We start from the raw sequence: 23,167 nt of genomic DNA, 5'->3' as shown, positions 1-23,167 counted from the left end.
GCGCTATCGCATGCCACCTCTAACGTCGTAGGGGTTAGGGGATTGTTAAGGGGGAAGGGAACGACTTCGTAATTCAAGCCTCTTCCCCCTTAACAAAGAAATAAACATTAAATTTATAAAAATCTATTTCACAAATTTTAAACTTTCATTCACTCGCAAGAATTGACTACTAAAATTTGGCTTCGCTCATAGCTTAGCTCAAATTTTAGAGCCGAAATTACTCGTTCATGAAATTTTAAAATTTGCTCGAGTTTTTTAACTACATGCGATTGTGCTAGCGCAGCGCATGCGGTTTAAAATTTCATCGAGGTTAAATTTGACAATGTGATTTGCCAGCTCTAATTTTAAAATTTCTCAAACGCTAAATAGCACAGCGCGGTAGCATAATCGCGTGCTTTACTATTGCCATAGACTGAAAAATCTCTAAATTTTAAAGCTCACATTAAGCTTTCATCAAGCGCCTTATTAGCCAAAATTTTGTAAAATCCGCTCATTAAAAAGGATAAAAAATGAGTGAAAATTCTGGCTTTACACACCTACATTTACACACCGAATACTCCCTACTAGACGGAGCTAACAAGATAGAAGAGCTAGCTCATACGCTCCATGACAGAGGCGACACAGCAGCAGCGATCACGGATCACGGCAACATGTTTGGCGCAATTGATTTTTACAAAAAGATGAAAAAAGAGGGGATAAAACCGCTAATTGGCATCGAAGCCTACGTGCATAACGGCGAACAGCTTGACGACAAGAGCACCAAACAGCGCTTTCACCTCATCTTAATCGCCAAAAATGAGACTGGCTACAAAAATTTGATGTATCTTAGCTCCATGAGCTACATCGAGGGCTTTTACTACTATCCTCGTATCAATAAAAAAATCTTAAAAGAGCACAGCGAGGGGCTAGTTTGTAGCTCTGCTTGCTTGCAGGGCGAGGTGAGCTGGCATCTAAATTTAAGCGACCGTAACGTTAAATTTGGCGCTAAAGGCTATGAGCGTGCAAAAGAGGTCGCGCTTGAGTATAAAGAGATTTTTGGCGATGACTTTTACCTTGAGATCATGCGCCATGGCATCGGCGATCAAAGGCGCATAGACGATGACATCTTGCGTATCGCAAAAGAGACTGGCATCAAGGTCATCGCCACAAACGACACCCACTACACTTTTAAAGAAAGAGCCGCTGCGCACGAGGTTTTCATGTGCATCGCGATGAACAAAACATTAGACGATCCAAACCGACTTCGCCACAGCGTCCATGAGTTTTTTGTCAAAAGCAAAGAGCAGATGAACGAGCTATTTTTAGACATCCCTGAAGTGATAGAAAATACCCAAGAGATCGTGGATAAGTGCAATCTTGAGATCAAGCTTGGCAACCCAACTCCGCCAAATTTTAAATTTACTCTTGAGTGCGCCAAAGAGAGAAATTTGACCCTCCCAGAGCCAGAAAACAGATATAGCTTCAAAAATGACGCTGTATTTTTCGAGCACGAGTGCAGAAAAGGCCTTGAAGAGAGGCTGAAATTTGTCCCAGAAAATTTACACGAGGAGTATAGAAAACGCCTTGAGATAGAGATCGGCATCATCAATAAGATGAATTTCCCAGGATATATGATGATCGTTTGGGACTTCATCAACGAAGCCAAGCGCAGAGGCGTGCCAGTTGGCCCAGGACGTGGCTCTGCGGCTGGTAGCTTGGTCGCTTACTCGCTAAAGATCACCGACCTTGATCCTATCCCATACAACCTGCTTTTTGAGAGATTTCTAAACCCAGAGCGCGTTAGCATGCCAGATATTGACGTTGATTTTTGCCAAAGCAGACGTGGCGAGATCATCGACTACGTCACGCAAAAATACGGCAAATTTAACGTTGCTGGCGTCATTACATTTGGTAAATTGCTCGCAAAGGGTGTTATTAGAGATGTCGCTAGAGTGTGCGACATGCCTTATGCGGAGGCTGATGCGATGGCAAAGCTTATCCCTGATGAGCTTAACATCACGCTAAAAGACGCCTATGATAAAGAGCCAAAGATAGCTGAGCTAATAAGTCAAAATCCAAAGGCGGCTAAAATTTGGAAATTTGCCCTTGATCTTGAGGGACTAAACAGAAACGCCGGCCAGCACGCAGCAGGCGTTGTCATCTCAAACGAAGAGCTTTGGAACAAAACCCCACTATTTCGCCAACCAAACAGCCCAGAAGATCGCTTTGTCACTCAGTATAGCCTCAAATACCTTGAAGATGTTGATTTAATAAAATTTGACTTTCTTGGCCTTAAGACGCTAACGGTTATCGATAATGCGATAAAGCTCGTTAAACAGCGCACTGGCAAGGACATCATCTGGGAGCAGGTCGATAAAAACGACTCTGGCGTTTATAAGATGATACAAAGTGGCCAAGCCATCGGCATCTTTCAGATAGAGGGCGAGGGTATGAGAAAGCTAGGAACTAGCCTGCGCCCAGACTGCTTTGAGGATATCGTCGCGATGCTAGCACTCTACCGCCCAGGACCTATGGAGAGTGGCATGCTTGATGACTTCGTTAAGAGAAAACATGGCGAGGCGGAGATAACATACGCATTTAAGGAGCTTGAGCCGATCCTCGCGCCAACATACGGCGTCATCGTCTATCAAGAGCAAGTCATGCAGATCGTGCAGGCCATAGGCGGCTTTAGCTTAGGCGGTGCGGACCTTGTGCGCCGTGCGATGGGTAAAAAGATCAAAGAGGAGATGGACAGGCTAAAGGGCGAGTTTGTAAAAGGTGCTGAGGCAAAGGGGCTAAATGGACAAAAAGCGGATGATCTTTTCGAGTTGATCGTTAAATTTGCAGGATATGGCTTTAACAAGTCTCACTCCGCAGCCTACGCTTATGTCACATTTCAGACGGCTTATCTGAAGGCTTACTATCCGGCTGAATTTATGGCGGCACTTCTAACAAGCGAGGAGAGCAACGTCGATAAGATCGTTCGCTACATCGATGAGATAAAACGCATAAACATCGATACTTTGCCTCCATCTATCAACAAATCAACCAAAGAATTTAGCGTCGTTAAAAATGGCGAGCACGATGGTATTATCTTTGGGCTTGGAGCGATTAAGGGCGTTGGTGGAGCGGCAATTGAGAACATCATCGCTGAGCGTGACGCAAAGGGCGAATTTAAGAGCATAGATGACTTTGTCTCAAGGATCGATCCATTTAAGGTCAATAAAAAGGTCTTTGAAAGCCTCATAAAAGCTGGCTGCTTCGATGAGTTTGGCTTTAGCCGCAAGATGCTTTTGCAAAATGTAGAAAATATCGTAGAAGCTTGCAAAAATGCTGCTCAGATACGTAAAAATGCGGCCGAGAGCCTCTTTGGCGAAGATGATAGTATGAATGACGTGAAGATAAATTTCGTCACTATAGATGATGAATTTGACATTAAACAGATCTTGAAATTTGAGCAAGAGAGTGTTGGTATCTACCTCTCAGGTCACCCGCTTGATGACTATAAAGATGAGATAAATAAGATCAAATACACGCTAAGCTCGGAGTTTGAAACCTTGCCACAAAGCGCTGAAATTTTGGTGGTTGGCAAGATCGAGGACTTTAGCACGAGGATCACAAAAAGCGGCAAAAAAATGGGCACTATAAATGTGCTTGACTTTCACGGCAACATCGAGATCGCAGTATTTGAAAGAGAGCTTGGCAACATCGAAGATATCGTAAAAGACGAGGCAAAGCGCGATCTGCCTTATGCTTTTAGGATAAATATCTCACGCGACGATCAGTTTGTTAGGACAAATTTAAATGAGGTTTATAGCCTAGAAGATGCGCAAAATTTAGACTTTAAGACTAGAAAGCTAAAGCAAAACTCTAAATTTAGCAAAAATGAAGAGGCGAGCACCCCTCAAAAAGCAAGAGAGTATGCCGAACTAGAGGTGCTTTTGATGCTGAGCGAGCTTAGCAGGCAAAAGCTGGAGCAAATTTACTCGCTAGTTTTTAGCAAAAATGCTCCAAATAATCAAAAACGGCTAATCTTGAAGATAAAAAATGAAGCAACTGGCGAAATTTTCATCTATAAGACCGAGTTTATCGTAAGTGATGATGTAGGCGAAGAGATAGAAAAGCTAGCCGCTTCAGCGTAAATTTAAGGACAAGAGATGTTTGATATTTTTAGAAAAAAGGGTCATTTTTTAGATGAGCTTGGTGTGGATAAGTCTAACTGGAGTGAGCTTTTTAGCGCTTGCCTTGGTAGAGCGATGCTGCTTCAAAAACGGCTTTTTAAGCAAGTTGTTGAGGCTAGCAAGCGGCAAGTTGACTTTGAAAGTGGCAAAATTTACTTTGATGAAAAAGAGTTTGATATGCAGTTTATCGGCTCTGAGAGCTTTTCGTCAAACACTTGGCTTTGGGGATATGAAAATATAAATGGCTTTGACGAGCGCTTGCTTGGCCTTGCAAATAGGGCGCGTGAGTTTGGCGAGAAATTTGGACTTGAAGCGTTTAGCACGGCGCAGTTTGAGCTAGATGAAGAGATAAATGGTCACACGATTAGCTTGGTTGCTTGCGTGGCGCTTGGCGAGGAGCTAAGTTATTATAAGATCGATTACGACGGAGGTGCTGCGTATGTGGCGTTTAGGGCGGAGGCTATCTTTAAAGAGCCTGTTTTAGCAAATGAAGTAATAAGCGTAGTAAATGAGTGTATAAGTGCCTATGAGCTTGATCACAAGCTTTTTATAAAAGGACTTTTGCTGGGCAGCGAGATAAAATTTAGCGAAAACAAGGATGAGATAGTAGCTAAGCGTAAAGATGAACTTAGCTTCAAATTTGATGATCTTAATAGACTAACAGATATCTCCGCGAAGTTGTAATCTTATATTTTGGCTGGGTTATTAGGCACTTAGCTTAGTAGTCTAGCTCTTTTCTTAGTAAATTTATCTCATCTATCACCATTTGTGGCTTTAGCTCTCTCATGCAAGCATGCGTTTTTAGTGGGCAAACTCGCTTCATACATGGCATGCACTCTAAATTTAGATGCACTATCTTTGCAAATTCATTTCCCCATGGCGAGGTTTCGCTAAATTTTGTCGGTCCAAAAAGAGCGATAGTTGGCACATGAAAGGCGGCAGCTATGTGCATAGGGCCACTATCGTTTGTGACGAAAATACCATTTTGGCTAAGCCCAGCTATGCGCTCACAAAGCTCTTTGACGCTTGTTTTGCCAGCTAAATTTTGGCAAGTTGCGCCGTTTTCTTTTAAAATTTGCTCAATTTTTTCGCAAATTTCTTGCTCGCCTTTGCCACCAAAGATAACGATCTCAAACTCATCTTTGTAATTTAGTGCCACCTGCGCAAAGTACTCTGGGTACCATCTTTTCGCACTTCCGTAGCTCGCACCTGGGTTTAGTGCTAGTGTTTTTTTGGCTGAAATTTTAGGGGTAAAATATAGCTTTAAATCGGTATAAATTTCGCCCAAGCCAAGGGCATTTTTTACAAAATTTGCATATTTTAGCACCTGATGAAGGACGGTTTTGCTCTTTCTAAAGATAGCCTTTTGCTTAGCGTTTATAAAAAATAGCAGAAATTTGCTAGCAAATGAGCTTCTAAAACTAAGCGCTAGATCAAATTTGCCAAGACTTTTTGCGCTTTTGGCAAGAGATAAAAATCTAAATTTTGCCTTTTTGCTCTCATCAACGACCACTTTTTCGCAGTTTGGGTGGTTTTTATAAAGCTCACAGGCTACAAATGAGCCAAAAAAAACGATTTGTAAATTCTTCTCATTTTGCACCAAATTTTCTATCGCAGCGCTTGCCATCACGCTATCACCTAGCCAGGTTGGAAGCTCGATAAAAAATCTCATTTTAAGGCGTCTTTTATCACTTCAAGCGTAAGAGCGGCGTTTTTTTCGATACTAAAATTTAGCGAAAGCTGATAAGCCTTCTCTTGCAAGCTCGCCATAAGCTCGTGGTTTGTGAGAATTTCATCTATGAACTCCAGTGCGCTCTCGTCACTTGGACTTTGAAGTACAAATTTATCTTCTAATATCTCGCTAGCTCCATTTTGAGCCGTCGTAAAGACCACGTTTTTAAAGCTAAGTGCCTCTAACACGACATTTGAAAATGGTTCATAGTGCGTTGGAAAGATGAAAATATCGCTCGCTTCATAAAATTTCGCCGTGCTCTTTTGCTCGCCGACAAAATAGGCGTTTAGCCCAAGTTTTTTAGCTAGGCGTTTGTAGCTTGAGATGTTTTTATCTTTGCCGACAATGAGCGTATTTACGGGCGTTTTTAGCTTTGAAGCAAGGAGCAAAAACTCTTTTAGCCCCTTTCTTTTAAAGCCATTTCCCACAAAAAGCAGGGTTGCAAGCTCAAATTTAAGTCCGAATTCCTCACAAAGTGCGAGCTTTGCCTCGGCTTTTTGCACCCTTTGGGGTAAATTTACGCCGTTATAAATGGTCGTGATCTTCTCTGGTTCTATGCCGTAAGTCGCGATGATCTGCTCTTTGATGAAATTTGAGTTTGTGATGATCTTTTGGGAGTTTTTAAAGCATCTTTTCTCTAAGTATGGATAGACGAAATTTAGGGGATTTAGCCACCAAAAGCTTTTTGTCGCCCTATAAACCTTGTGCACGCCGTCTCCAGCCCTGTAGATATCGGCGCAGCTTACTCGCTCTAGGCTAAAGTAAAACTCATCCTCTCTTTTCTGACGTTTTACTTGGCGGTTAAAATTTAGAGCCTTTTTCCAAGAAGAGACGCCAGTGTCGCCAAGATATGAGCGAATCTCAGTTTGGATACCAAGCTCATTTATGGCCTTAACAAGCCTTCTTAAGTATCTTTCAGCACCTCCAACTGCGTTTGGATTAGTTCTTAAAAATACTATTTTTTTCATCTATAACTCCTAAAACTACTGCCCAGATAAGTAGCATTAATAATTATTAATAAGGCATTTGATTTTTATTTTAAGGGATTTATTTTATCAAAAACAAATAGTAAAATACTTAAAAATAAAATTAAAAAAATTTTAGTTATAATGCCCTAAAAATCGCTAATTTAAGCGATATTGAAGCTAGGAAAAATAATGATAAACATACTTGAGCTTGAAAGCTCTTTAGGATTTGGCGGGCAAGAGCACCGCACACAGCGTGTGATAAATGGGCTAGATAAGAGCAAATTTAAGGTTTTTTATGGACTAAATCCTGGCTCAAAAAGCTTTGAAAAACAAATAGAGTGTGAATTTGTTGAGTTTAACCTTAAAAAGTCTTTTAATATCTTTGAAATTTTAAAAATTTGCAAATTTGTAAAACAAAATAATATAAAAATCATCTCAACTCACTCAGGCAAAGATGGCACCATAGGCGCGATCGTGGGCAAAATTTGTGGCGTTAGCGTGGTTCGCACTAGACATTTACAACTACCTATAAGTTCCCCAATACCTTACAACTTAAGTACAAAAGTGGTCGGCGTTTGCAACTCAGTCTGCGCTGATCTTATCAAAAGAGGTGTCAAAAAAGAGAAGGTGCTAAAAATCTACACTGGCATCGATACGCAAAAATACACGCCAGAATTTAAGATAAATATGAAAAAAGAATTTGGCTTAAGTGACGATGTGGTGGGCGTTTGTATCGTCGCGGTGCTAAGAGCAGCTAAAAATCACAAACTCTTAATTGATGCATTTAGCGAGCTAAATTTAGAAAAATCAGCCCTTTTTATCGTGGGTGATGGTCCTCAAAATAAAAATTTACACGAGTATATAAAAGATAAGAAAAATATCTTCATGCTTGGCAACAGAACCGACGTGAGCGACTTTTTAGGCTCACTTGATATCTGTGTGCTACCTTCAGACATGGAGGCGATCGGCGGAGCTCTGCTTGAGGCTTCTTCGTGCAAGCTAGCTACCATCGGAAGTGACGTGGGCGGTCTTGGCGAGGCAGTGAGTAATGGCAAAAGCGGATTTTTGTTTAAAAATGGCAACAAAGAGGAGCTAAAAAAGGTGCTTGAAAGGCTTATTTTGAATGAAAATTTAAGAAAGCAGATGGGTGAGTTTGGCAGAGAGTACGTCAAAGAGACATTTAGCATCGAAAAAATGATAGAAAACACACAAAATTTATATATGGAGCTTGTAAAATGAGCGTACCAGTTTTGATGTATCACCACGTGCTTGAAAAGAGCGGATTTATCGCTAGTAGCGTGGATGAGTTTAGATCGCACATGAAATTTCTAGCCGAAAATGACTATAAAACACTAAGTATAAATGAATTTATCGCATATAAAAAAGGCGAGATTGAAGTGCCTAAAAAGAGCGTTTGTATAACATTTGATGATGGCTGGATGGACAACTACATCTATGCCTATCCTATCGTGAAAGAATTTGGACTAAAAGCAAATATGTTTATAGTTACTGGCTGGATAGAAGCAGCGCAAAAGGCCCATGAGATGAGGCCTGCTAGCTTTTTAAATGTCGATCACAACGAGTGCAAGAGGCTTGCTCCAAGTAGGCCGCAAGACGTGATCTTAAATTTAGAGCAGATCGAGAAGATGAAGGACTGCTTTTATTTTCATTCGCATACGCACGGGCATTTTGATGGATATTTTGGACAGCTAAGCTTGGATGAGGAATTTGGTCTTTGTCGTGAGTTTATGAAGAAAAATTTTGGCTTTGAGGACAACGCACTTTGCTGGCCAAGAGGCAAATATAATGATGAGTACCTAAGTGTTGCCAAAAAGCATGGCTACAAGGCATTTTTCACGACAAAACGCGGCATAAATAAGGCTGATGGTAATTTAGAGGAGATAAAACGCATAGTGACAAAGCGTGATGAAAAATGGCTTAAAAAGACTATGTTTATCTACCAAAATGACTTTTTGGGATCGATATATGCTTTTCTAAGGAGCTAGAGCTAAGTGTTATTTAAAGCTTCTATTTCTAAAGTCTGAGTAAATTTTGCCTATAAATGGCGTTGAATAGATAAAAAGCTTCTTTTTAACTCTAAAAATGTAGTCGCTCTCGCTCTTTGCGTTGTTTGAGATATCGATACGCCTTATCTTAAATTTATCATCTCCAACGCAAAATCCACCATCTATCACGCTAAAAGCAAAGCCGTAATACTCTTTAACTATCCTTTGCGAAAGCTCGTTAAAATGCCCTTTTGGAAAGCAAAAGCCAAATTCTTTTTTTTCTGGAAATAGCTCTTTTATCTTAGCAAGCGAGCTAGAAAACTCCTCTCTTAGCTTTGCCTCATCGTCGCTTCTGCAAGAAAAGTGGCTCGCTGTGTGGCTATCAAACTCAAAGAGCCCACTCTCTTGCATCTGCCTGATCTCATCTAAATTTAAAAAATACTCTGCGTCTTTGTCGTAGTCGATCTCTTTGTGTTTTTTAAACGAAAAATCGTAATCCTGCCTTTTAAAATCCTTGATCTTATCTGTTATCAAAAAGCAAACAGCTGGGATGTTTAGCTCTTTTAAGATAGGAAATGCAAATTTATAATTGTCAAAATATCCATCATCAAAAGTTAGCAAAATGCTCTTTTTGGAGGCTTTTGACCTGCCAGCCACGATATCTTTAAACTGACCATAATTTATAAATTTGTAGCCCTCGTCAAGTGCCATAAGAAGCGCTTTTTTAAATAGCTCAGGCCTTATGGCAAAGTCGTTTTCATTATTATTGCAGTGGTGCATCGTTAGCACGCAAACTGGGTAGTTCATTTTTGCTCCAGTAAATTTCTTATAGCCTCTTTTAGCGCCTTGTGGCTAAAGTTTTCATCCACAAATTTAAAGGCGTTTTGAGAGTAAATTTTGGCTTTTTCAGGCTCATTTATCAGCTCTAAAATGCACTCTTTTAATGAAATTTCATCTAAATTTCTAGCACAAAGCCCACGCTCTTTATCTTTAACCAGCACGTTCATCGGGGCGTTATCATAGACCACGACTGGCACCTTTGAGCTCATCGCCTCAAGCAAGACCGTACCAAGCCCCTCAGAGTGCGAGGCAAATACATAGATATCAAAGCTTTTTATAACATTTGCCACGTCATTTCTAAAGCCAGTGAAGATGATCTTATCTTTTTCATCAAACATAGAGGCGATCTGCTCTTTTGTACCATCACTAATGTTGCCAGAAAATACAATAGTCGCATCCTTTGTCTTTAAAATTTCTTTTGCAGCACTTGCAAAGTCAAAGACCCCTTTCTTGCGGTAAAGTGAGGTAAAAGTGCCGATGACTAGCTCATCTTTGGTGATATGAAACTCATCTCTAAAAGTGCTTTTTGTGCTATCAATTTTTTCGACATCAACCGTGCTTGGCATAAAAAAGAGCCTATCTTCGCTAACGCCGATGTTTAGGAGATACTCTTTGACGCTACCTGAGATGTATAAAATTTTGTCAAAAAGCTTTTTATGCATAAATTTAGAAACAAACCCATTTATAGGGAAAAGATTGTGTCTTTCTTTATAAAATTTAACGCCTCTTTTGCGGTAAAAAAGCCCAGATATGGCGCCGACCCAGCTATCAGTCGAGCCATGTGTGATCACGACATCTATGTTATTTGATCTTATCACTTCACAAAGTGCTGGCACGCTTTTATGAAAATTTTTCTTATTCATTTCGTGCGTGATGACCTTAAATCCATCTTCTTTCGCGATGCTTTCGATCTGCGAATTTGGGTTGCAAAATAGCATCACTTCATGACCCATTTCACGCATAAAGCGCATCTCGTTTAGTGTCTTGTTTTGCTCGCCACCCCAGTTAAAAAGTGTCTGCGTGTGGAGGATGTTCATTGCGCTAGCTCCAAATTTGATCTTATTTTCGCCTTTATCTGTCCCATTTCATCACTAAAGTCCATTAAAGTCTTCTCGATGCCGTGCTCTTTTATGCCATCTTTATCGCAAGGCACAAAGTCCCAATCTTTTTGATATACGATGTGTTTGCCCATGCTTTGGATGCCATTTTGCGCTGTGTAGCCATTTTGCATCAAGCCATTGTCCCAAGGTCCCCACTCAAAAGCTCCACTTGGGCCAAAAAAGGCGATCACTGGCACGTCATTTGCAGCAGCTATGTGCATGATAGCAGTATCGACGCCGATAAAGAGACTTGAGCGCTTTGAGAGGGCTATCGTTTGTTTTAGGCTTAGCTTGCCGCCTAAATTTATAGGCTCGCTTTTGCAAATTTTTAGCACGCTTGCAAGCTTATTTAGCTCATTTTCTTTGTTATCACTTGTTAGCACGACCTTTGCGCCAAGCTCATTTTCGCAGTAGTCGATGAGCTCTGCTATGCTCTCATCATTTACGCATTTAAACATCCAGCGGCTTGTTAGATGAACATGCACAAAGCGTTTTGGTAAATTTAGTTGCTCCACACTCTCATCTGAAAAGACGCTCACTTTTTTACTCACTGGCTCAAAGCCCAGTGCCCTTAGCGCATTTAAATTTAGATCAACCGTGTGGGAGAAATTTTCGTAGTATTTTGCCTTTACGCTTAAAAGCTTGTTTATCGCCTTGTGCTTGCCTAAAAAGCCAACTATCTTTTTGATTTTGGCGTATTTTGAGATGATGACGCCGCGGTCTCCAGTAGTCGTTTGCACCGCCATATCGTATTTCTCTTTTTTGATCGCTCTTATAAATTTTAGCTCAGTCATTAGCTTTTTAAAAAAGCCAGAATTTGCACTTTGCCTATCATAAATGTGGATTTTATTTATATATGGATTGCCTTCTATCATCGCTTCTGTCCCTTTATTTAGGGCAAAGTCAATGGTTGCCTCTGGGTAGTAGTGGTGCAAATTTTCAATGAGCGGCGTTGTCAAAAGCACGTCGCCGATGTTTCTAAATTTAATTACAAGTATTTTCATTTTATATATTTCCAAAATGTGTACTGGGCGTAAAGTCTAGCGATAACGTAGCCCGTAAAGCCCTCTTTAAAGCCACCTTTTAGCACATAAAGCTTAAAAAATGTCCAAGCAGGGCTTGTAAGTGCCTTTAGCAAATTTCTTTTTGCGCCCATGCTTGAGTAGCGATTTTGCTTAGCGACGAACTGCTCGATGCTCTCATATGCATAGTGTAAGAAGTGGTTTTTAAGCGCTCCAAGCCTTTGAGAGTCGTCATTTAAAATGACCTTTTCATGCACAGCTCTGCCATCAAATTTGGCAAAATTTTTATTAAAAAGCCTTACTGTGTAGTCTGGATATAGCCCCATATTTTTTATCGCTTTGCCAAAAAAGAAATTTAGCCTAGCAACATTGTAAGCCATAAATTTAGGCTCTTTTAGCGTGCTAATGATCTCGTTTTTAAGCTCGTCTGTTATCACCTCGTCGCTATCAAGCACAAATACCCACTCGTTTTTGGCTAGATCCACGCCCTTTTGCTTTTGCGCGCCAAATCCAAGCCAAGCTTGCTCGTGAAATTTCACATTGCTAAAGCCATCACAAATTTGCCTTGTGCTATCTCGTGAGCCGCTATCAACCACGATGATCTCATCAGCAAAATTAGCGCTCTCTAACACCTCTTTTAGGTACTTTTCGCTGTTACAAGTCAAAATGACAACGCTTAGCATTCGTACTCTTTTTCGTAAAATCTCTTAAACCTTTGGTGAAACCAAAAGTACTCCTCTGGCTTTGCTCTAACCATCTCTTCGCACGCACTGCACTGCATCTGCGTCGCTTTTTGCACGGCATCTTCTTTGTCAAACGTGCTTATATCAATAGGCTCTTCAAAGCAAATTTCATTTAAATTTTCGCCTTTTTGGTAGATAAATGCGTTTATGATTAAAGCATTTGTCTTTTGCGCTAGCACGCTTGCTGCTGGCGTGTGAAGCACATCTTTGCCAAAAAAATTCACCTTTATGCCATCTTTTGGTGCGGTGTTTTGATCAACTAAAATTCCTACTATTCGCCTAGCTTTTAGCGCTTTTAAGATATCTTTTGCACCGCCATCTTTGTCGATTAGCTCCACATCAAACTGCGCTCTATTAGCCCTTAAAATTTTATCCATGACGCTGCTATCAAGTCTTCTGCCAAGCACTGAAGATGGCCCAAAATGCGCTGCAACAGCTAGAGGAAATATCTCCCACTGCCCAAAATGTGCAGTTGTGACGATGATAGGCCTACCAGACTTTATCGCGTCAAGTAAAAAGTGCTCATTTTTAAAAACAACTTGCTCTAGTATCTTTTGCTTTGTTGTGTTTTGGTTTAGGATGAAATTTATACCGAGGTATTTTGCAAAGTTGTAGTAGCATTTTTTAGCGATTTCTAGCTTCTCTTCTTTAGTTTTTGTCTCACCAAAAGCAAGGTCTAAATTTGTCATCACGATATGAAATCTCTTTTTTTTAAGCTTCATAAACGCAAATGCTAAAAATTTAGCAAGCATGTTTTGAAGCGAGCAAGGCATTATAAATATAATAAATTTCAAGGTGTAAAAGCCAGCTAGATATATCCTATCCATTTAGCAGCCTTTTTGCGAAATTTGCAACCGTTTCAGGGTAAATTTCTCTTATGCAAAAGTCGTTTTTATCGATACTTCTAGCATCTATCTCCTTACCCATATCAACAACAAGGTTTATGTCCGTGACGTAGGCATTGCGGTGGCTTGGTCGGTTGCCAAAAAGTGTGATAGAAGGCCTATTTACAGCCCATGCAAGGTGCGTTAGACCGCTATCATTGCCAATTACTAGATCGCAGCTTGCGATGTAATCTATCATATCTTTTATGCTTAGTTTTTCAAGCAGTTTTGCAGATGTGCCCGAAATGATCGCCTCAGCCCTTGCTTTTTCGCTCTCACTCCCGTAGCAAAGGTAAATTTCACAACCAACAAGAAGTCTAATCACATCTTTAAATTTGTCATAAATTTTACTCTCTTCGCTTGCAAAAGCAGCGATCAATACGCATTTTTTGTCGCTTTCATTTTTAAATTTTTTGCAAATTTCAAAGCAGGGCGATTTTTCTAAAATTTCACCTCTATCAAAGCCAAAATTTAGAGCATATCCAACAAGGCTTAGGTTTCTAACTATGATATTTTCGTTGTAGTCGATCTTAAATTTATGCCTATAAAGCCTGGCTGCAATCTTTTCTTTGACACTTTCTCTGCTAAAGCCGTAAATTTCTTTGCCAAGTAGTTTTGCGACGACGGCTGATTTAAAAAGCCCTTGCAAGTCGATCACTTTATCAAATTTACCAAGCGTTTTTATGATCTTATAGCTCTTTTTAAAGCTCTCTTTAAGCGGCAAAACGACTAGCTCGTCGATTAGGGGATGATCTTTTAAAAGGCTTGCAAAACGGGCATCAACGAGCCATGTGATGTGAGCGTTTGGATGGTGCTTTTTGATAAACTGAAGCACGATGGCTGCATGCACGATGTCTCCAAGAGCGGAGAGCTTGACGATGGCTATTTTTAGCTGATTTTTATCTTGCATTGGCTACTTTAAATATAAATTTTTGGTATGATTTTAAAAAAAAATGCTTAAAAAAGGGCTAAAATGGCGAAAAGTTACATCTGCGTCTTTGACTGCGAGACGATACCTGATGCAAATTTGATAAGAAAAATTTACGGCATTGACGGAAGCGACGAAGATGTGAGCGTGCAGGCGATGGCCTTGCAAAAAGAGGCCAGTGGTAGCGACTTTTTGCCCGTGATGTTTCATAGAGTGGTCGCGATCTCTGCGGTGATGGCCGATGAGTACGGCAAATTTTTAAAAGTTAGCACGATGGAGGGCAAGGACGAGCGCGAGATCATCGCTAAATTTTTAAAATTTATAAATGATTATAACCCAAGGCTTGTTAGCTTTAACGGCCGTGGCTTTGACCTGCCAATGCTTATGGTACGTGCGATGCGCTACAACCTTAATGCGGCGGCTTATTACGAGAGTGAAAACAAAGAGCTAAACAAAAATAAATGGGAAAACTATAGGGCAAGGTATTCGCCTAAATTTCACCTTGATCTGCTTGATTTTATAAGCGATTTTGGAAGCGTTAGGGGACTAAAGCTCGATACGCTTTGCGCTAGCTTAAATTTACCTGGCAAATACGACGTGCACGGCGATCAGGTGCTTGAGCTATACTACGCAGGCGAGCTTGATAAGATAAACGAATACTGCGAAAGCGACGTGCTTAACACCTACTGGCTCTTTTTGAAATTTGAGCTTTTGCAGGCAAATATCTTGCAAGATGACTACATAAATCACCTAAACGTGATGAGCGAATTTTTAGCCAAAAACTGCGCTCACAGGGGATACACTGAGGTCTTTTGCACTGCGATAAGCGACGAGCTAGAAAGAATTTCTGGCAAGCTAGACTACGAGATAAAGGTAGATAAAGAGGCTTTGGAAATTAGTGAATTTGATGATGTAAGGCCCATTAGCAAAGACGAGCTAAACCGCGATATGTTGGGCGGTTTGCTTAAAAAAGCAAGCGATCTAAAGCCAAAAGAGCCAAAGAGCAAGACGCTTTTTGAAGAGAAAGTGCCTGAGATAAATTTAGACGACGAATAAGTCAAAATGAAAGGAAAAATATGAAAATTTTAGTAACTGGAACAGCTGGATTTATAGGATTTCACCTTGCAAATGCCCTTGTGGCACGCGGAGATGAGGTCGTTGGATATGACGTGATAAATGACTATTACGACGTAAATTTAAAGCTTGCACGCCTAAAAACGGCTGGTTTTGACGTGAGCGAGATAGACTATGGCAAACTTATCACCTCAAAAACACATCCAAATTTAAAATTTATAAAAGCAGACCTTGCTGATGAAAAGACGATGAAAGAGCTTTTTGAGAAGCAAAAATTTGATGTAGTGGTAAATTTAGCCGCACAAGCTGGCGTTCGCTACTCACTCATAAACCCAAAAGCCTATATAGACAGCAACATCACAGGTTTTATGAATATCCTAGAGTGCTGCCGCCACAACGAGATCAAAAACCTAGTCTATGCAAGCTCTAGCTCGGTTTATGGCTTAAATGAAAACATGCCATTTTCTACGCACGAGGGGGTCAATCACCCTATAAGCCTCTACGCAGCGACTAAAAAGAGCAACGAGATGATGGCGCACACTTATAGTCACCTATTTAACGTGCCAACGACTGGGCTTCGCTTTTTTACGGTTTATGGACCATGGGGACGCCCTGATATGGCGCTATTTTTGTTTGTTGATGCTGCGCTTAAAGATAAAACCATCGATGTTTTCAATTACGGCAAGATGAAGCGCGACTTTACCTACGTGGACGACATCGTAAAGGGCATAATTAAATGCATCGACAACCCAGCCAAGCCAAATCCAGCTTGGGACGCAAAGCACCCAGACCCTGCCACCTCAAAAGCGCCGTTTAAGGTCTATAATATCGGCAACAACAGCCCAGTCGAGCTCATGGACTACATCAAGGCAGTTGAGATAAAGATCGGTCGTGAGATCAAGAAAAATTTCCTCCCACTTCAAGCAGGCGACGTCCCAGCGACATTTGCAGATGTGAGCGATTTGGTGGCTGACTTTGACTACAAGCCAAACACAAAAGTAAACGACGGCGTGGCTAAATTTGTCGAGTGGTATAGCGAGTTTTACGGGATCAAAATTTAAATGAGACGTTGCGAGTGGGCCAAGGGCGAGCTTGACATAGCCTACCACGATAATGAGTGGGGCAAAGTCATAAAAGATGATAAAAAATTTTTTGAGATGATAGTTTTGGAGGGCTTTCAAGCGGGTCTTTCGTGGCATGGAGTGCTTCAAAAAAGAGAGGCTATGAGAGCGGCGTTTGACGGCTTTAATCCTGAAAAGATCAAGCTTTATGGCGAAGCTGAGATAGCTAAATTTATGCAAAACGAGGGGCTGATACGCAATAGACTAAAACTAAAATCGCTTTCCACAAACGCCCTTGCATTTTTATCCGTAACGCAAGAATTTGGCAGCTTTTATGACTATTTGTGGGGACATTTGCTAAAGAAATTTGACCCCAAATTTGATGGCAAACAGATCATAAACCACTATCAAGACATTAAGCAAGTACCAGCTACTACGCCTATGTCGGACTTTGTGGCAAAGGAGCTAAAAAAGCGAGGGTTTAAATTTCTAGGCTCTGTTAGTACCTATGCCTTTTTACAAAGTGTGGGCGTTGTAGACGATCATCTGGACTATTGTTTTTGCAAGTGCAAGGCTTGATTAGAATAATTTTTGCACTTTTGGTGCTTTTAAATTTTGCATTTTCTCTCGATCTGCTGCGCCTTAGCGAATTTAAAGATCAAAACGTCAGTGGCTGGTTAGCTAGCGAGAAGCTTGATGGCGTGCGTGCCTACTGGGACGGAGAGAATTTGCTCTCAAGGCAGGGTAAAAAATTGAATGCACCGCTAAGTTTTATTAAAAATTTCCCAAAATTTGCACTTGATGGCGAGCTTTATGCAAATGAGCTTAAATTTGAAGAAATTCAGGCTACTGTGATGGATAAACTGCCAGATGAAAAGGCGTGGAGCAGGCTTAAATTTCACGTTTTTGACGTGCCAGAGGCGAGCGGCGGACTACTTACCAGACTGGAAATTTTGGCTAAATTTCTAAAAAATGAGCCAAATCAAAATTTGATCATCATAAAGCAGATAAAAATGCGCGATAACGCTCAATTTTTAAAATTTACTGAAAATATCATCGCAAAAGGCGGTGAGGGTGCAGTGGTGCGTGAGCCAAATGCGCCATACGAGCGAAAACGAAGTAAAAATGCGCTCAAATTTAAGAAATTTAAAGACGCCGAGTGTGAGGTTATCGCCGTAAATAAAGGCAGCGGCAAATACGCAAATCTTGCTGGCTCGCTCACCTGCAAGGCGCTTGGCAGCAAAGATGATAAAGAAAAAGCTGACGAGCCAAAAGAGGGCACTATCTTTAAAATAGGCTCAGGACTAAGCGACAAAAATCGTCAAGATCCCCCAAAGATAGGCTCTATCATCACATATAAATTTCAAAATTTAACCTCTAATGGCAAGCCAAGATTTCCTATATTTTTAAGGGTTAGGGAGGATTAAATTTCATCCGCGATCTCTTTTAATGCCCTAAAAGAGTCAAGCTGCGCCCTTTCATCAAAAATAAAGCTTTGAGCCATGATCTCATCGACTTCAAGTCTATTTTGAAACTCTAAAATTTGCTCTTTAACGCTTTGCTTTGAGCCTATGAAAGAGCACGCCATCATCTCTTCCGTGACGCTTCTTTCTCTATTTTTTAGCTCTATTTGCCTAAAGTCGATAGGCCCAAAATGCGGAGCTTTGGCACCTGTTTTGCCGCTCATTGCAAAGACCTCGTCGTTGTCCTTTTTTGGTGGCTGCAAATACTCTTTTTCACCAGTTACTACGTTTAAGAAAAACTGCGTTTGCGTAGTTGCCAAACTCTTCGCTAGCTCGTCACTTTGGGCTATTATCACATTTGCTCCTGCGATGACATAGGGCGCTTTTAAAAAGGGCGATGGTTTGAAATTTTGACGATAAATTTCTACCGCTTTTTCTAGCACACGTGGTGCAAAGTGCGACGCAAAGGCGTAAGGCAGACCAAACTCAGCCGCCACATATGCGCTATATATGCTTGAACCAAGTATGTAAATAGGCGGAATTTTGTCTACTTTTGGATAGGCTTTTACGGCTCTTTTGGCGTTAAAATAGTCCATTAATTCGTTTATTTGCATATCAAATTCTACCTCTCTTGTGCCTCGTCTAAGCACTGCAGCTGTCTCTTGGTCAGTCCCTGGAGCTCTGCCAAGCCCAAGATCGACGCGGTTTGGAAATAGTGCCTCAAGAGTGGCGTACTGCTCGGCGATGGAGTAGGGGCTGTGGTTTGGTAGCATCACGCCGCCAGAGCCCACACGCAAGCTTTTTGTGTGCTCTAAGATGTGTGTGATGATGAGCTGCGTGGCTGAGCTAGCTAAATTTTGCATGTTGTGATGCTCTGCGACCCAGTAGCGATTTATGCCGATATCTTCGGCAAATTTAGCCAGTCTGACGGCCGCATTTATCGCATCTTTTGCGTCACCGCCTTGTTTTATCGGTAGTAAATTTAAGATTGAGAGATTCATTTTTTATCCTTTTTTTGTATGTGAGAGATTATAAAGATTAAATTTAAAATAAATTGTAAGTCTATTTTAAATTTGTAAAGGCAAAGACCTATCCACGCAGCGTTCAAGCAAAATTTAAAAACTAATCTTGCTTTACTTTTGCTTTACTCTATTTTTGATAAAATTACACACTTTTAATGAAAGGCTTAAACTTGAAAATTTTAGTAACAGGTGGAGCTGGATATATCGGCAGCCACGTAGTAAAAGCACTTTTAAAGCAAGGCAAAGATGAGATAACCATCATCGACAATCTCTGCAAGGGCTCACAAAAAGCACTTGAGGCACTCCAAAAGATAGGAAATTTTAAATTTATAAATGCAAATTTAGAGGATGATTTGAGCGAAATTTTTGCAAATGGTAAATTTGAAGCGATCATTCATTTTGCAGCGTTTATCGAGGTCTTTGAGAGTATGAGCGAACCGCTAAAATACTATCTAAACAACACCGCAAACGTCGCAAGGGTGCTAAAATACGCAAAAACTTACAATGTAAATAAATTTATATTTAGCTCAACTGCTGCAGTTTATGGCGAGCCAGACGTGGCGGAGGTGAGTGAGACAACGCCTACAAATCCGATAAATCCATACGGCAGAAGCAAGCTAATGAGCGAGCAGATCATAAAAGACTACGCCGCTTCAAATGAAAATTTCAAATTTGCGATTTTACGCTATTTTAACGTAGCAGGCGCAGACGAAGAGGGGCTTATCGGTCAAAACTATCCAAACGCCACGCACCTTATCAAAGTAGCCGTGCAAACAGCCCTTGGCAAGCGCGAGAGCATGGGTATCTTTGGCGATGACTACGCGACAAAAGATGGCACATGCGTTAGAGACTACATCCACGTTAGCGACCTAGCAGATGCCCACATAAGCGCACTGGAGTATATCAGCCAAAATGGCAGCGAAACTTTTAACGTGGGATATGGTAGGGGATTTAGCGTAAAAGAGGTCATCGAGACCGCAAAAAAAGTAAGCGGAGTAAATTTTAAAGTGCTAAATGCGCCAAGAAGGGACGGTGACCCAGCTATCCTCATCTCAAACGCAAGCAAACTGCGCTCGCTAACAAGTTGGAGGCCAAAGAGAGACGATCTAGCGCTCATCATAAAAACTGCCCTTGAGTGGGAAAAGAGAATTTAGGGGAAAACATGAAAATAGCTGTAATTGGAACTGGATATGTTGGACTAGTAAGTGGCGCATGCTTTGCTAAGATGGGCAACAGCGTGATCTGCGTTGATGTCGATAACAAAAAGATCGAGGCACTAAAAAACGGCGTCGTGCCTATATATGAGCCAGGGCTTGCTGATATCGTGAGTGAGTGCTATAAAAATGGCTCGCTTAAATTTAGCACGCAGATAACCGAGGCGCTAGAGCATGCAGATGTACTATTTATCGCGGTTGGCACGCCTATGGGCGCTGATGGACAGGCGGATTTAAAATATGTCCTTTCAGTTGCGAAATCTATCGGAGAAAATTTAAGCAAACCACTAATCGTAGTCGATAAATCAACCGTTCCAGTGGGCACTGGAGCTAAGGTGCATGAGGTGATCGAGAGTGAACTTAAAAAGAGAAATGTAGAGATCAAATTTGAAGTAGTCTCAAACCCAGAGTTTTTAAAAGAGGGCGCGGCGGTTGAGGACTTTTTAAAGCCAGACCGCGTAGTTATCGGAGCTAGCAGTGAGTGGGGCTTTAGCGTGATGAGAGAGCTTTATGAGCCATTTATGAAAAATCACGACAGGCTCATTTGCATGGATGTAAAATCAGCCGAGATGACAAAATACGCTGCAAATTCGATGCTAGCAACCAAGATAAGCTTTATAAACGAGATAGCAAATATCTGTGAACGTGTGGGAGCTGATGTAAATTTAGTAAGGAAGGGGATCGGTAGCGACTCAAGGATCGGATATAGCTTCATATACCCAGGCTGCGGATACGGCGGCAGCTGCTTTCCAAAGGATGTCGAGGCACTCATCTACACAGCCAGACAAAACGGCTTTGAGCCAGAGCTTTTAAACGCGGTCGAGTCAAGAAATAAGGCTCAAAAAAGAGTGCTGTTTGAGAAAATTTATAACTTCTTTGGCAGCGATTTGAAGGGCAAAACGATCGCGCTTTGGGGGCTTGCGTTTAAGCCAAATACCGATGATATGAGAGAAGCTAGCTCGCTAACTTTGATAAAGCTTTTAAATGAAGCTGGCGCAAAAGTGGTGGCATATGATCCAAAAGCAAGCGAAGAAGCTAAAAAATATATGCCAAATTTAGATATAAAATATGCTAAAAATAAGTATGATGCTCTTGATAATGCCGATGCTATGGTGCTTGTGACTGAGTGGAGCGAGTTTAGATCGCCTGATTTTATGGAGATCAAAGAGAGGCTAAAAAATGCTGTCATATTTGATGGACGCAACCAGTATAACGCCAGAGCTTTAGCCGAGTATGGCTTTAAGTATTTTCAAATAGGCGTCAAAGCGTGAAGCAAATTTTATCTTTTCTTGTAGCTTGCTTGCTGCCTTTTACGCTCTTAGCTAGCGAAACGGCAGGTAAAAACAAAGCAAAAATGCAAGAGCAGGTTTTTGAGCTACCTATCTCAAAGATGCCGAATGATTATTTTAAATATGAAGCTGCATTTTTTAAAGAGGTGCAAACGGATTGCGAATTTGCTATGCTAGAGGGCGGAGGCTTAGATAAAAAAGAGGATAAAAGCGGGGTTTATTATGAATTTAGTGCAGAGGATGTGCCACTTAAATCTTGCGACGGCAAAAATAAAAAGAGGCAAATTTATTATGAATTTACTCAAATTTTGCCTGGCGCTAGCCCCATAAGGATCGTAACTCCGCAAGGTGTAAGCGCAGAGATAAGAATTTATGAACGTGTAGAAACAATAAAACCAAAAATTTTAAAAAGGAAAGAGAAATGAAAATAGCAGTAGTAGGACTTGGATATGTGGGACTTCCACTAGCAGCAGCTTTTAGTGAAAAGTACGAAGTAGTCGGCTTTGACGTAAATGCAAAACGTATAGAAGAGCTTAAGAGTGGCTATGATAGAACGCTTGAACTTAGCAACGAGCAGATGAAAAAAGCTATCGATAATGGCATGAAATTTAGCCTAAATTTAGATGACATCAGAAGCTGCAACTTCTTCATCGTAACCGTCCCAACTCCGATAGATAAGAACAAACGCCCTGATCTAACCCCAGTGGTAAAAGCGACCCAGAGCGTAGCAAAAGTGCTTAAAAAAGGCGACATCGTTGTCTATGAGAGCACCGTTTATCCAGGCGTTACAGAAGAAATTTGCGTGCCACTTCTTGAAGAGAGCGGGCTTAAATTTAATAAAGACTTCTTCTGCGGCTACTCTCCAGAGCGCATAAACCCAGGGGATAAAGAGCACACGGTAACTAAGATCAAAAAGATCACAAGTGGCTCAACTCCAGAGATCGCTGACAAGGTCGATGAAGTATATCGCTCTATCATCACAGCTGGCACTCACAAAGCTTCAAGCATCAAAGTAGCAGAGGCTGCAAAGGTCATCGAAAACACCCAACGCGACATCAACATCGCCTTTATAAACGAGCTTGCGATGCTGTTTGAAAAGCTTCACATCAACACTATCGACGTTTTAGAGGCGGCTGGCACTAAGTGGAATTTCTTAAATTTCCGTCCAGGTCTAGTCGGCGGTCACTGCATCGGCGTAGATCCATACTACCTAACTCACAAAGCTCAAGAAGTGGGCTACAACCCTGAAATGATCCTAGCAGGTCGCCGCATCAACGATGATATGGGCAGATACGCAGCCGATCAGGTGATAAAACTAATGATAAGAAAAGGCGTGCTTATCAACAAAGCGCGCGTGCTTGTTCTTGGTATGACATTTAAAGAGAACTGCCCAGATATAAGAAACTCTCGCGTTATAGACGTGGTTGATGAGCTAAAAGACTTTGGTTGCAAGGTCGATGTGACTGATCCTTGGGCTGATAGCGCTGAGGTAAAACATGAGTACGGCTTTGATCTAGTAAAAGAGTATAACCTAGACGACTACGACTGCATCGTGATCGCCGTAGCTCACAATGAATTTAAAAAGCTCAACCTAAAAGGCCACTTGGTTTATGATATAAAAAATATCTACCCAGAGGCTGACGCTAGGCTGTAAGGAATTT

General features: G+C 41.2%; 21 protein-coding genes. 12 read left to right on the top strand and 9 right to left on the bottom strand.

What is annotated here, in order from left to right:
* Positions 1 to 509 precede the first annotated feature (509 nt).
* Positions 510 to 4,121, top strand: coding sequence for a DNA polymerase III subunit alpha (gene dnaE / locus CYP77_RS01640; RefSeq protein WP_103567218.1), 3,612 nt, complete (start codon positions 510 to 512; stop codon positions 4,119 to 4,121).
* Between the two features lie 15 nt (positions 4,122 to 4,136).
* Positions 4,137 to 4,844, top strand: a complete 708-nt coding sequence (locus tag CYP77_RS01635) for a DUF6882 domain-containing protein (RefSeq protein ID WP_103567219.1) — start codon at positions 4,137 to 4,139, stop codon at positions 4,842 to 4,844.
* 34 nt (positions 4,845 to 4,878) lie between these two features.
* On the opposite strand, the gene waaF is transcribed toward CYP77_RS01635, so the two are convergent.
* Both waaF and CYP77_RS01625 read right to left on the bottom strand, forming a co-directional pair.
* Complete coding sequence (waaF, locus tag CYP77_RS01630) at positions 4,879 to 5,832, bottom strand: lipopolysaccharide heptosyltransferase II (protein WP_103567220.1); 954 nt, start codon at positions 5,830 to 5,832, stop codon at positions 4,879 to 4,881.
* Positions 5,829 to 6,860: a glycosyltransferase family 4 protein gene (locus CYP77_RS01625; RefSeq protein WP_103567221.1), complete on the bottom strand. Its 1,032-nt coding sequence runs from the start codon at positions 6,858 to 6,860 to the stop codon at positions 5,829 to 5,831. The genes waaF and CYP77_RS01625 overlap by 4 nt, the downstream gene beginning before the upstream one ends.
* 189 nt (positions 6,861 to 7,049) lie before the next feature.
* Between CYP77_RS01625 and CYP77_RS01620 the strand changes: the two genes are divergently transcribed.
* Together CYP77_RS01620 and CYP77_RS01615 are read left to right on the top strand one after the other, a co-directional pair.
* The gene (locus CYP77_RS01620) at positions 7,050 to 8,099 is read left to right on the top strand and encodes a glycosyltransferase family 4 protein (protein ID WP_103567222.1); all 1,050 of its coding nucleotides are present in this window, start codon (positions 7,050 to 7,052) and stop codon (positions 8,097 to 8,099) included.
* Positions 8,096 to 8,866 (top strand): polysaccharide deacetylase family protein, encoded by a 771-nt coding sequence (locus tag CYP77_RS01615; RefSeq protein ID WP_103567223.1) that lies wholly within the window; start codon positions 8,096 to 8,098, stop codon positions 8,864 to 8,866. Before CYP77_RS01620 ends, CYP77_RS01615 begins: the two co-directional genes overlap by 4 nt.
* Before the next feature lie 9 nt (positions 8,867 to 8,875).
* Here the strand turns inward: CYP77_RS01615 and CYP77_RS01610 are convergent, their stop codons facing one another.
* Genes CYP77_RS01610 through waaC form a run of 6 tightly spaced genes read right to left on the bottom strand, consistent with a single transcriptional unit; the run spans position 8,876 to position 14,365 of the window.
* Positions 8,876 to 9,673 (bottom strand): polysaccharide deacetylase family protein, encoded by a 798-nt coding sequence (locus CYP77_RS01610; protein WP_103567224.1) that lies wholly within the window; start codon positions 9,671 to 9,673, stop codon positions 8,876 to 8,878.
* Entirely contained in the window at positions 9,670 to 10,743 is a 1,074-nt protein-coding gene (locus tag CYP77_RS01605) for a glycosyltransferase family 4 protein (RefSeq protein ID WP_103567225.1), read from the bottom strand. Before CYP77_RS01605 ends, CYP77_RS01610 begins: the two co-directional genes overlap by 4 nt.
* A complete protein-coding gene (gene rfaQ / locus CYP77_RS01600) occupies positions 10,740 to 11,810 on the bottom strand; it encodes a putative lipopolysaccharide heptosyltransferase III (RefSeq protein ID WP_103567226.1) in 1,071 nt (356 codons plus the stop codon). Before rfaQ ends, CYP77_RS01605 begins: the two co-directional genes overlap by 4 nt.
* On the bottom strand, positions 11,807 to 12,511 hold the full coding sequence (locus tag CYP77_RS01595; protein ID WP_103567227.1) for a glycosyltransferase family 2 protein: 705 nt from the start codon (positions 12,509 to 12,511) through the stop codon (positions 11,807 to 11,809). Before CYP77_RS01595 ends, rfaQ begins: the two co-directional genes overlap by 4 nt.
* Complete coding sequence (locus CYP77_RS01590; protein WP_103567228.1) at positions 12,505 to 13,398, bottom strand: lipid A biosynthesis lauroyl acyltransferase; 894 nt, start codon at positions 13,396 to 13,398, stop codon at positions 12,505 to 12,507. Before CYP77_RS01590 ends, CYP77_RS01595 begins: the two co-directional genes overlap by 7 nt.
* On the bottom strand, positions 13,391 to 14,365 hold the full coding sequence (waaC, locus tag CYP77_RS01585; protein ID WP_103567229.1) for a lipopolysaccharide heptosyltransferase I: 975 nt from the start codon (positions 14,363 to 14,365) through the stop codon (positions 13,391 to 13,393). The genes CYP77_RS01590 and waaC overlap by 8 nt, the downstream gene beginning before the upstream one ends.
* A 63-nt stretch (positions 14,366 to 14,428) precedes the next feature.
* Here waaC and CYP77_RS01580 point away from each other — a divergent pair, with 63 nt between their 5' ends.
* Genes CYP77_RS01580 through CYP77_RS01565 form a run of 4 tightly spaced genes read left to right on the top strand, consistent with a single transcriptional unit; the run spans position 14,429 to position 17,945 of the window.
* Positions 14,429 to 15,439 (top strand): 3'-5' exonuclease, encoded by a 1,011-nt coding sequence (locus tag CYP77_RS01580; protein WP_103567230.1) that lies wholly within the window; start codon positions 14,429 to 14,431, stop codon positions 15,437 to 15,439.
* Positions 15,440 to 15,459: 20 nt separating this feature from the next.
* Positions 15,460 to 16,518, top strand: a complete 1,059-nt coding sequence (locus CYP77_RS01575; protein ID WP_103567231.1) for an NAD-dependent epimerase — start codon at positions 15,460 to 15,462, stop codon at positions 16,516 to 16,518.
* Positions 16,519 to 17,097 (top strand): DNA-3-methyladenine glycosylase I, encoded by a 579-nt coding sequence (locus CYP77_RS01570; RefSeq protein WP_103567232.1) that lies wholly within the window; start codon positions 16,519 to 16,521, stop codon positions 17,095 to 17,097.
* Positions 17,097 to 17,945 (top strand): DNA ligase, encoded by an 849-nt coding sequence (locus CYP77_RS01565; protein ID WP_103567301.1) that lies wholly within the window; start codon positions 17,097 to 17,099, stop codon positions 17,943 to 17,945. Before CYP77_RS01570 ends, CYP77_RS01565 begins: the two co-directional genes overlap by 1 nt.
* Here CYP77_RS01565 and CYP77_RS01560 read toward each other — a convergent pair.
* The gene (locus CYP77_RS01560; RefSeq protein ID WP_103567233.1) at positions 17,942 to 18,982 is read right to left on the bottom strand and encodes an LLM class flavin-dependent oxidoreductase; all 1,041 of its coding nucleotides are present in this window, start codon (positions 18,980 to 18,982) and stop codon (positions 17,942 to 17,944) included. The two genes, CYP77_RS01565 and CYP77_RS01560, sit on opposite strands and share 4 nt — an antisense overlap.
* A 191-nt stretch (positions 18,983 to 19,173) precedes the next feature.
* Between CYP77_RS01560 and galE the strand changes: the two genes are divergently transcribed.
* From galE to CYP77_RS01540, 4 genes are read left to right on the top strand one after another with little or no spacing between them, the layout of a single operon-like run.
* Positions 19,174 to 20,157: a UDP-glucose 4-epimerase GalE gene (galE, locus tag CYP77_RS01555; RefSeq protein ID WP_103599670.1), complete on the top strand. Its 984-nt coding sequence runs from the start codon at positions 19,174 to 19,176 to the stop codon at positions 20,155 to 20,157.
* A gap of 8 nt (positions 20,158 to 20,165) precedes the next feature.
* Positions 20,166 to 21,488: a UDP-glucose dehydrogenase family protein gene (locus CYP77_RS01550; RefSeq protein ID WP_103567235.1), complete on the top strand. Its 1,323-nt coding sequence runs from the start codon at positions 20,166 to 20,168 to the stop codon at positions 21,486 to 21,488.
* Positions 21,485 to 21,931 (top strand): ecotin, encoded by a 447-nt coding sequence (locus CYP77_RS01545; RefSeq protein ID WP_103567236.1) that lies wholly within the window; start codon positions 21,485 to 21,487, stop codon positions 21,929 to 21,931. Before CYP77_RS01550 ends, CYP77_RS01545 begins: the two co-directional genes overlap by 4 nt.
* Positions 21,928 to 23,160, top strand: coding sequence for a nucleotide sugar dehydrogenase (locus tag CYP77_RS01540; protein WP_103567237.1), 1,233 nt, complete (start codon positions 21,928 to 21,930; stop codon positions 23,158 to 23,160). Before CYP77_RS01545 ends, CYP77_RS01540 begins: the two co-directional genes overlap by 4 nt.
* Positions 23,161 to 23,167: the final 7 nt, after the last annotated feature.

It is taken from the genome of Campylobacter concisus, from assembly GCF_002913865.1.
Taxonomy (GTDB): domain Bacteria; phylum Campylobacterota; class Campylobacteria; order Campylobacterales; family Campylobacteraceae; genus Campylobacter_A; species Campylobacter_A concisus_AM.
This window is presented reverse-complemented; position numbering and strand designations above follow the sequence as displayed.

Bases quoted from the DNA above. Each gene is read 5' to 3' on its own strand.
- dnaE (WP_103567218.1), top strand. From the start codon at position 510: ATGAGTGAAAATTCTGGCTTTACACACCTACATTTACACACCGAATAC.
- CYP77_RS01635 (WP_103567219.1), top strand. From the start codon at position 4,137: ATGTTTGATATTTTTAGAAAAAAGGGTCATTTTTTAGATGAGCTTGGT.
- waaF (WP_103567220.1), bottom strand. From the start codon at position 5,832: ATGAGATTTTTTATCGAGCTTCCAACCTGGCTAGGTGATAGCGTGATG.
- CYP77_RS01625 (WP_103567221.1), bottom strand. From the start codon at position 6,860: ATGAAAAAAATAGTATTTTTAAGAACTAATCCAAACGCAGTTGGAGGT.
- CYP77_RS01620 (WP_103567222.1), top strand. From the start codon at position 7,050: ATGATAAACATACTTGAGCTTGAAAGCTCTTTAGGATTTGGCGGGCAA.
- CYP77_RS01615 (WP_103567223.1), top strand. From the start codon at position 8,096: ATGAGCGTACCAGTTTTGATGTATCACCACGTGCTTGAAAAGAGCGGA.
- CYP77_RS01610 (WP_103567224.1), bottom strand. From the start codon at position 9,673: ATGAACTACCCAGTTTGCGTGCTAACGATGCACCACTGCAATAATAAT.
- CYP77_RS01605 (WP_103567225.1), bottom strand. From the start codon at position 10,743: ATGAACATCCTCCACACGCAGACACTTTTTAACTGGGGTGGCGAGCAA.
- rfaQ (WP_103567226.1), bottom strand. From the start codon at position 11,810: ATGAAAATACTTGTAATTAAATTTAGAAACATCGGCGACGTGCTTTTG.
- CYP77_RS01595 (WP_103567227.1), bottom strand. From the start codon at position 12,511: ATGCTAAGCGTTGTCATTTTGACTTGTAACAGCGAAAAGTACCTAAAA.
- CYP77_RS01590 (WP_103567228.1), bottom strand. From the start codon at position 13,398: ATGGATAGGATATATCTAGCTGGCTTTTACACCTTGAAATTTATTATA.
- waaC (WP_103567229.1), bottom strand. From the start codon at position 14,365: ATGCAAGATAAAAATCAGCTAAAAATAGCCATCGTCAAGCTCTCCGCT.
- CYP77_RS01580 (WP_103567230.1), top strand. From the start codon at position 14,429: ATGGCGAAAAGTTACATCTGCGTCTTTGACTGCGAGACGATACCTGAT.
- CYP77_RS01575 (WP_103567231.1), top strand. From the start codon at position 15,460: ATGAAAATTTTAGTAACTGGAACAGCTGGATTTATAGGATTTCACCTT.
- CYP77_RS01570 (WP_103567232.1), top strand. From the start codon at position 16,519: ATGAGACGTTGCGAGTGGGCCAAGGGCGAGCTTGACATAGCCTACCAC.
- CYP77_RS01560 (WP_103567233.1), bottom strand. From the start codon at position 18,982: ATGAATCTCTCAATCTTAAATTTACTACCGATAAAACAAGGCGGTGAC.
- CYP77_RS01550 (WP_103567235.1), top strand. From the start codon at position 20,166: ATGAAAATAGCTGTAATTGGAACTGGATATGTTGGACTAGTAAGTGGC.
- CYP77_RS01540 (WP_103567237.1), top strand. From the start codon at position 21,928: ATGAAAATAGCAGTAGTAGGACTTGGATATGTGGGACTTCCACTAGCA.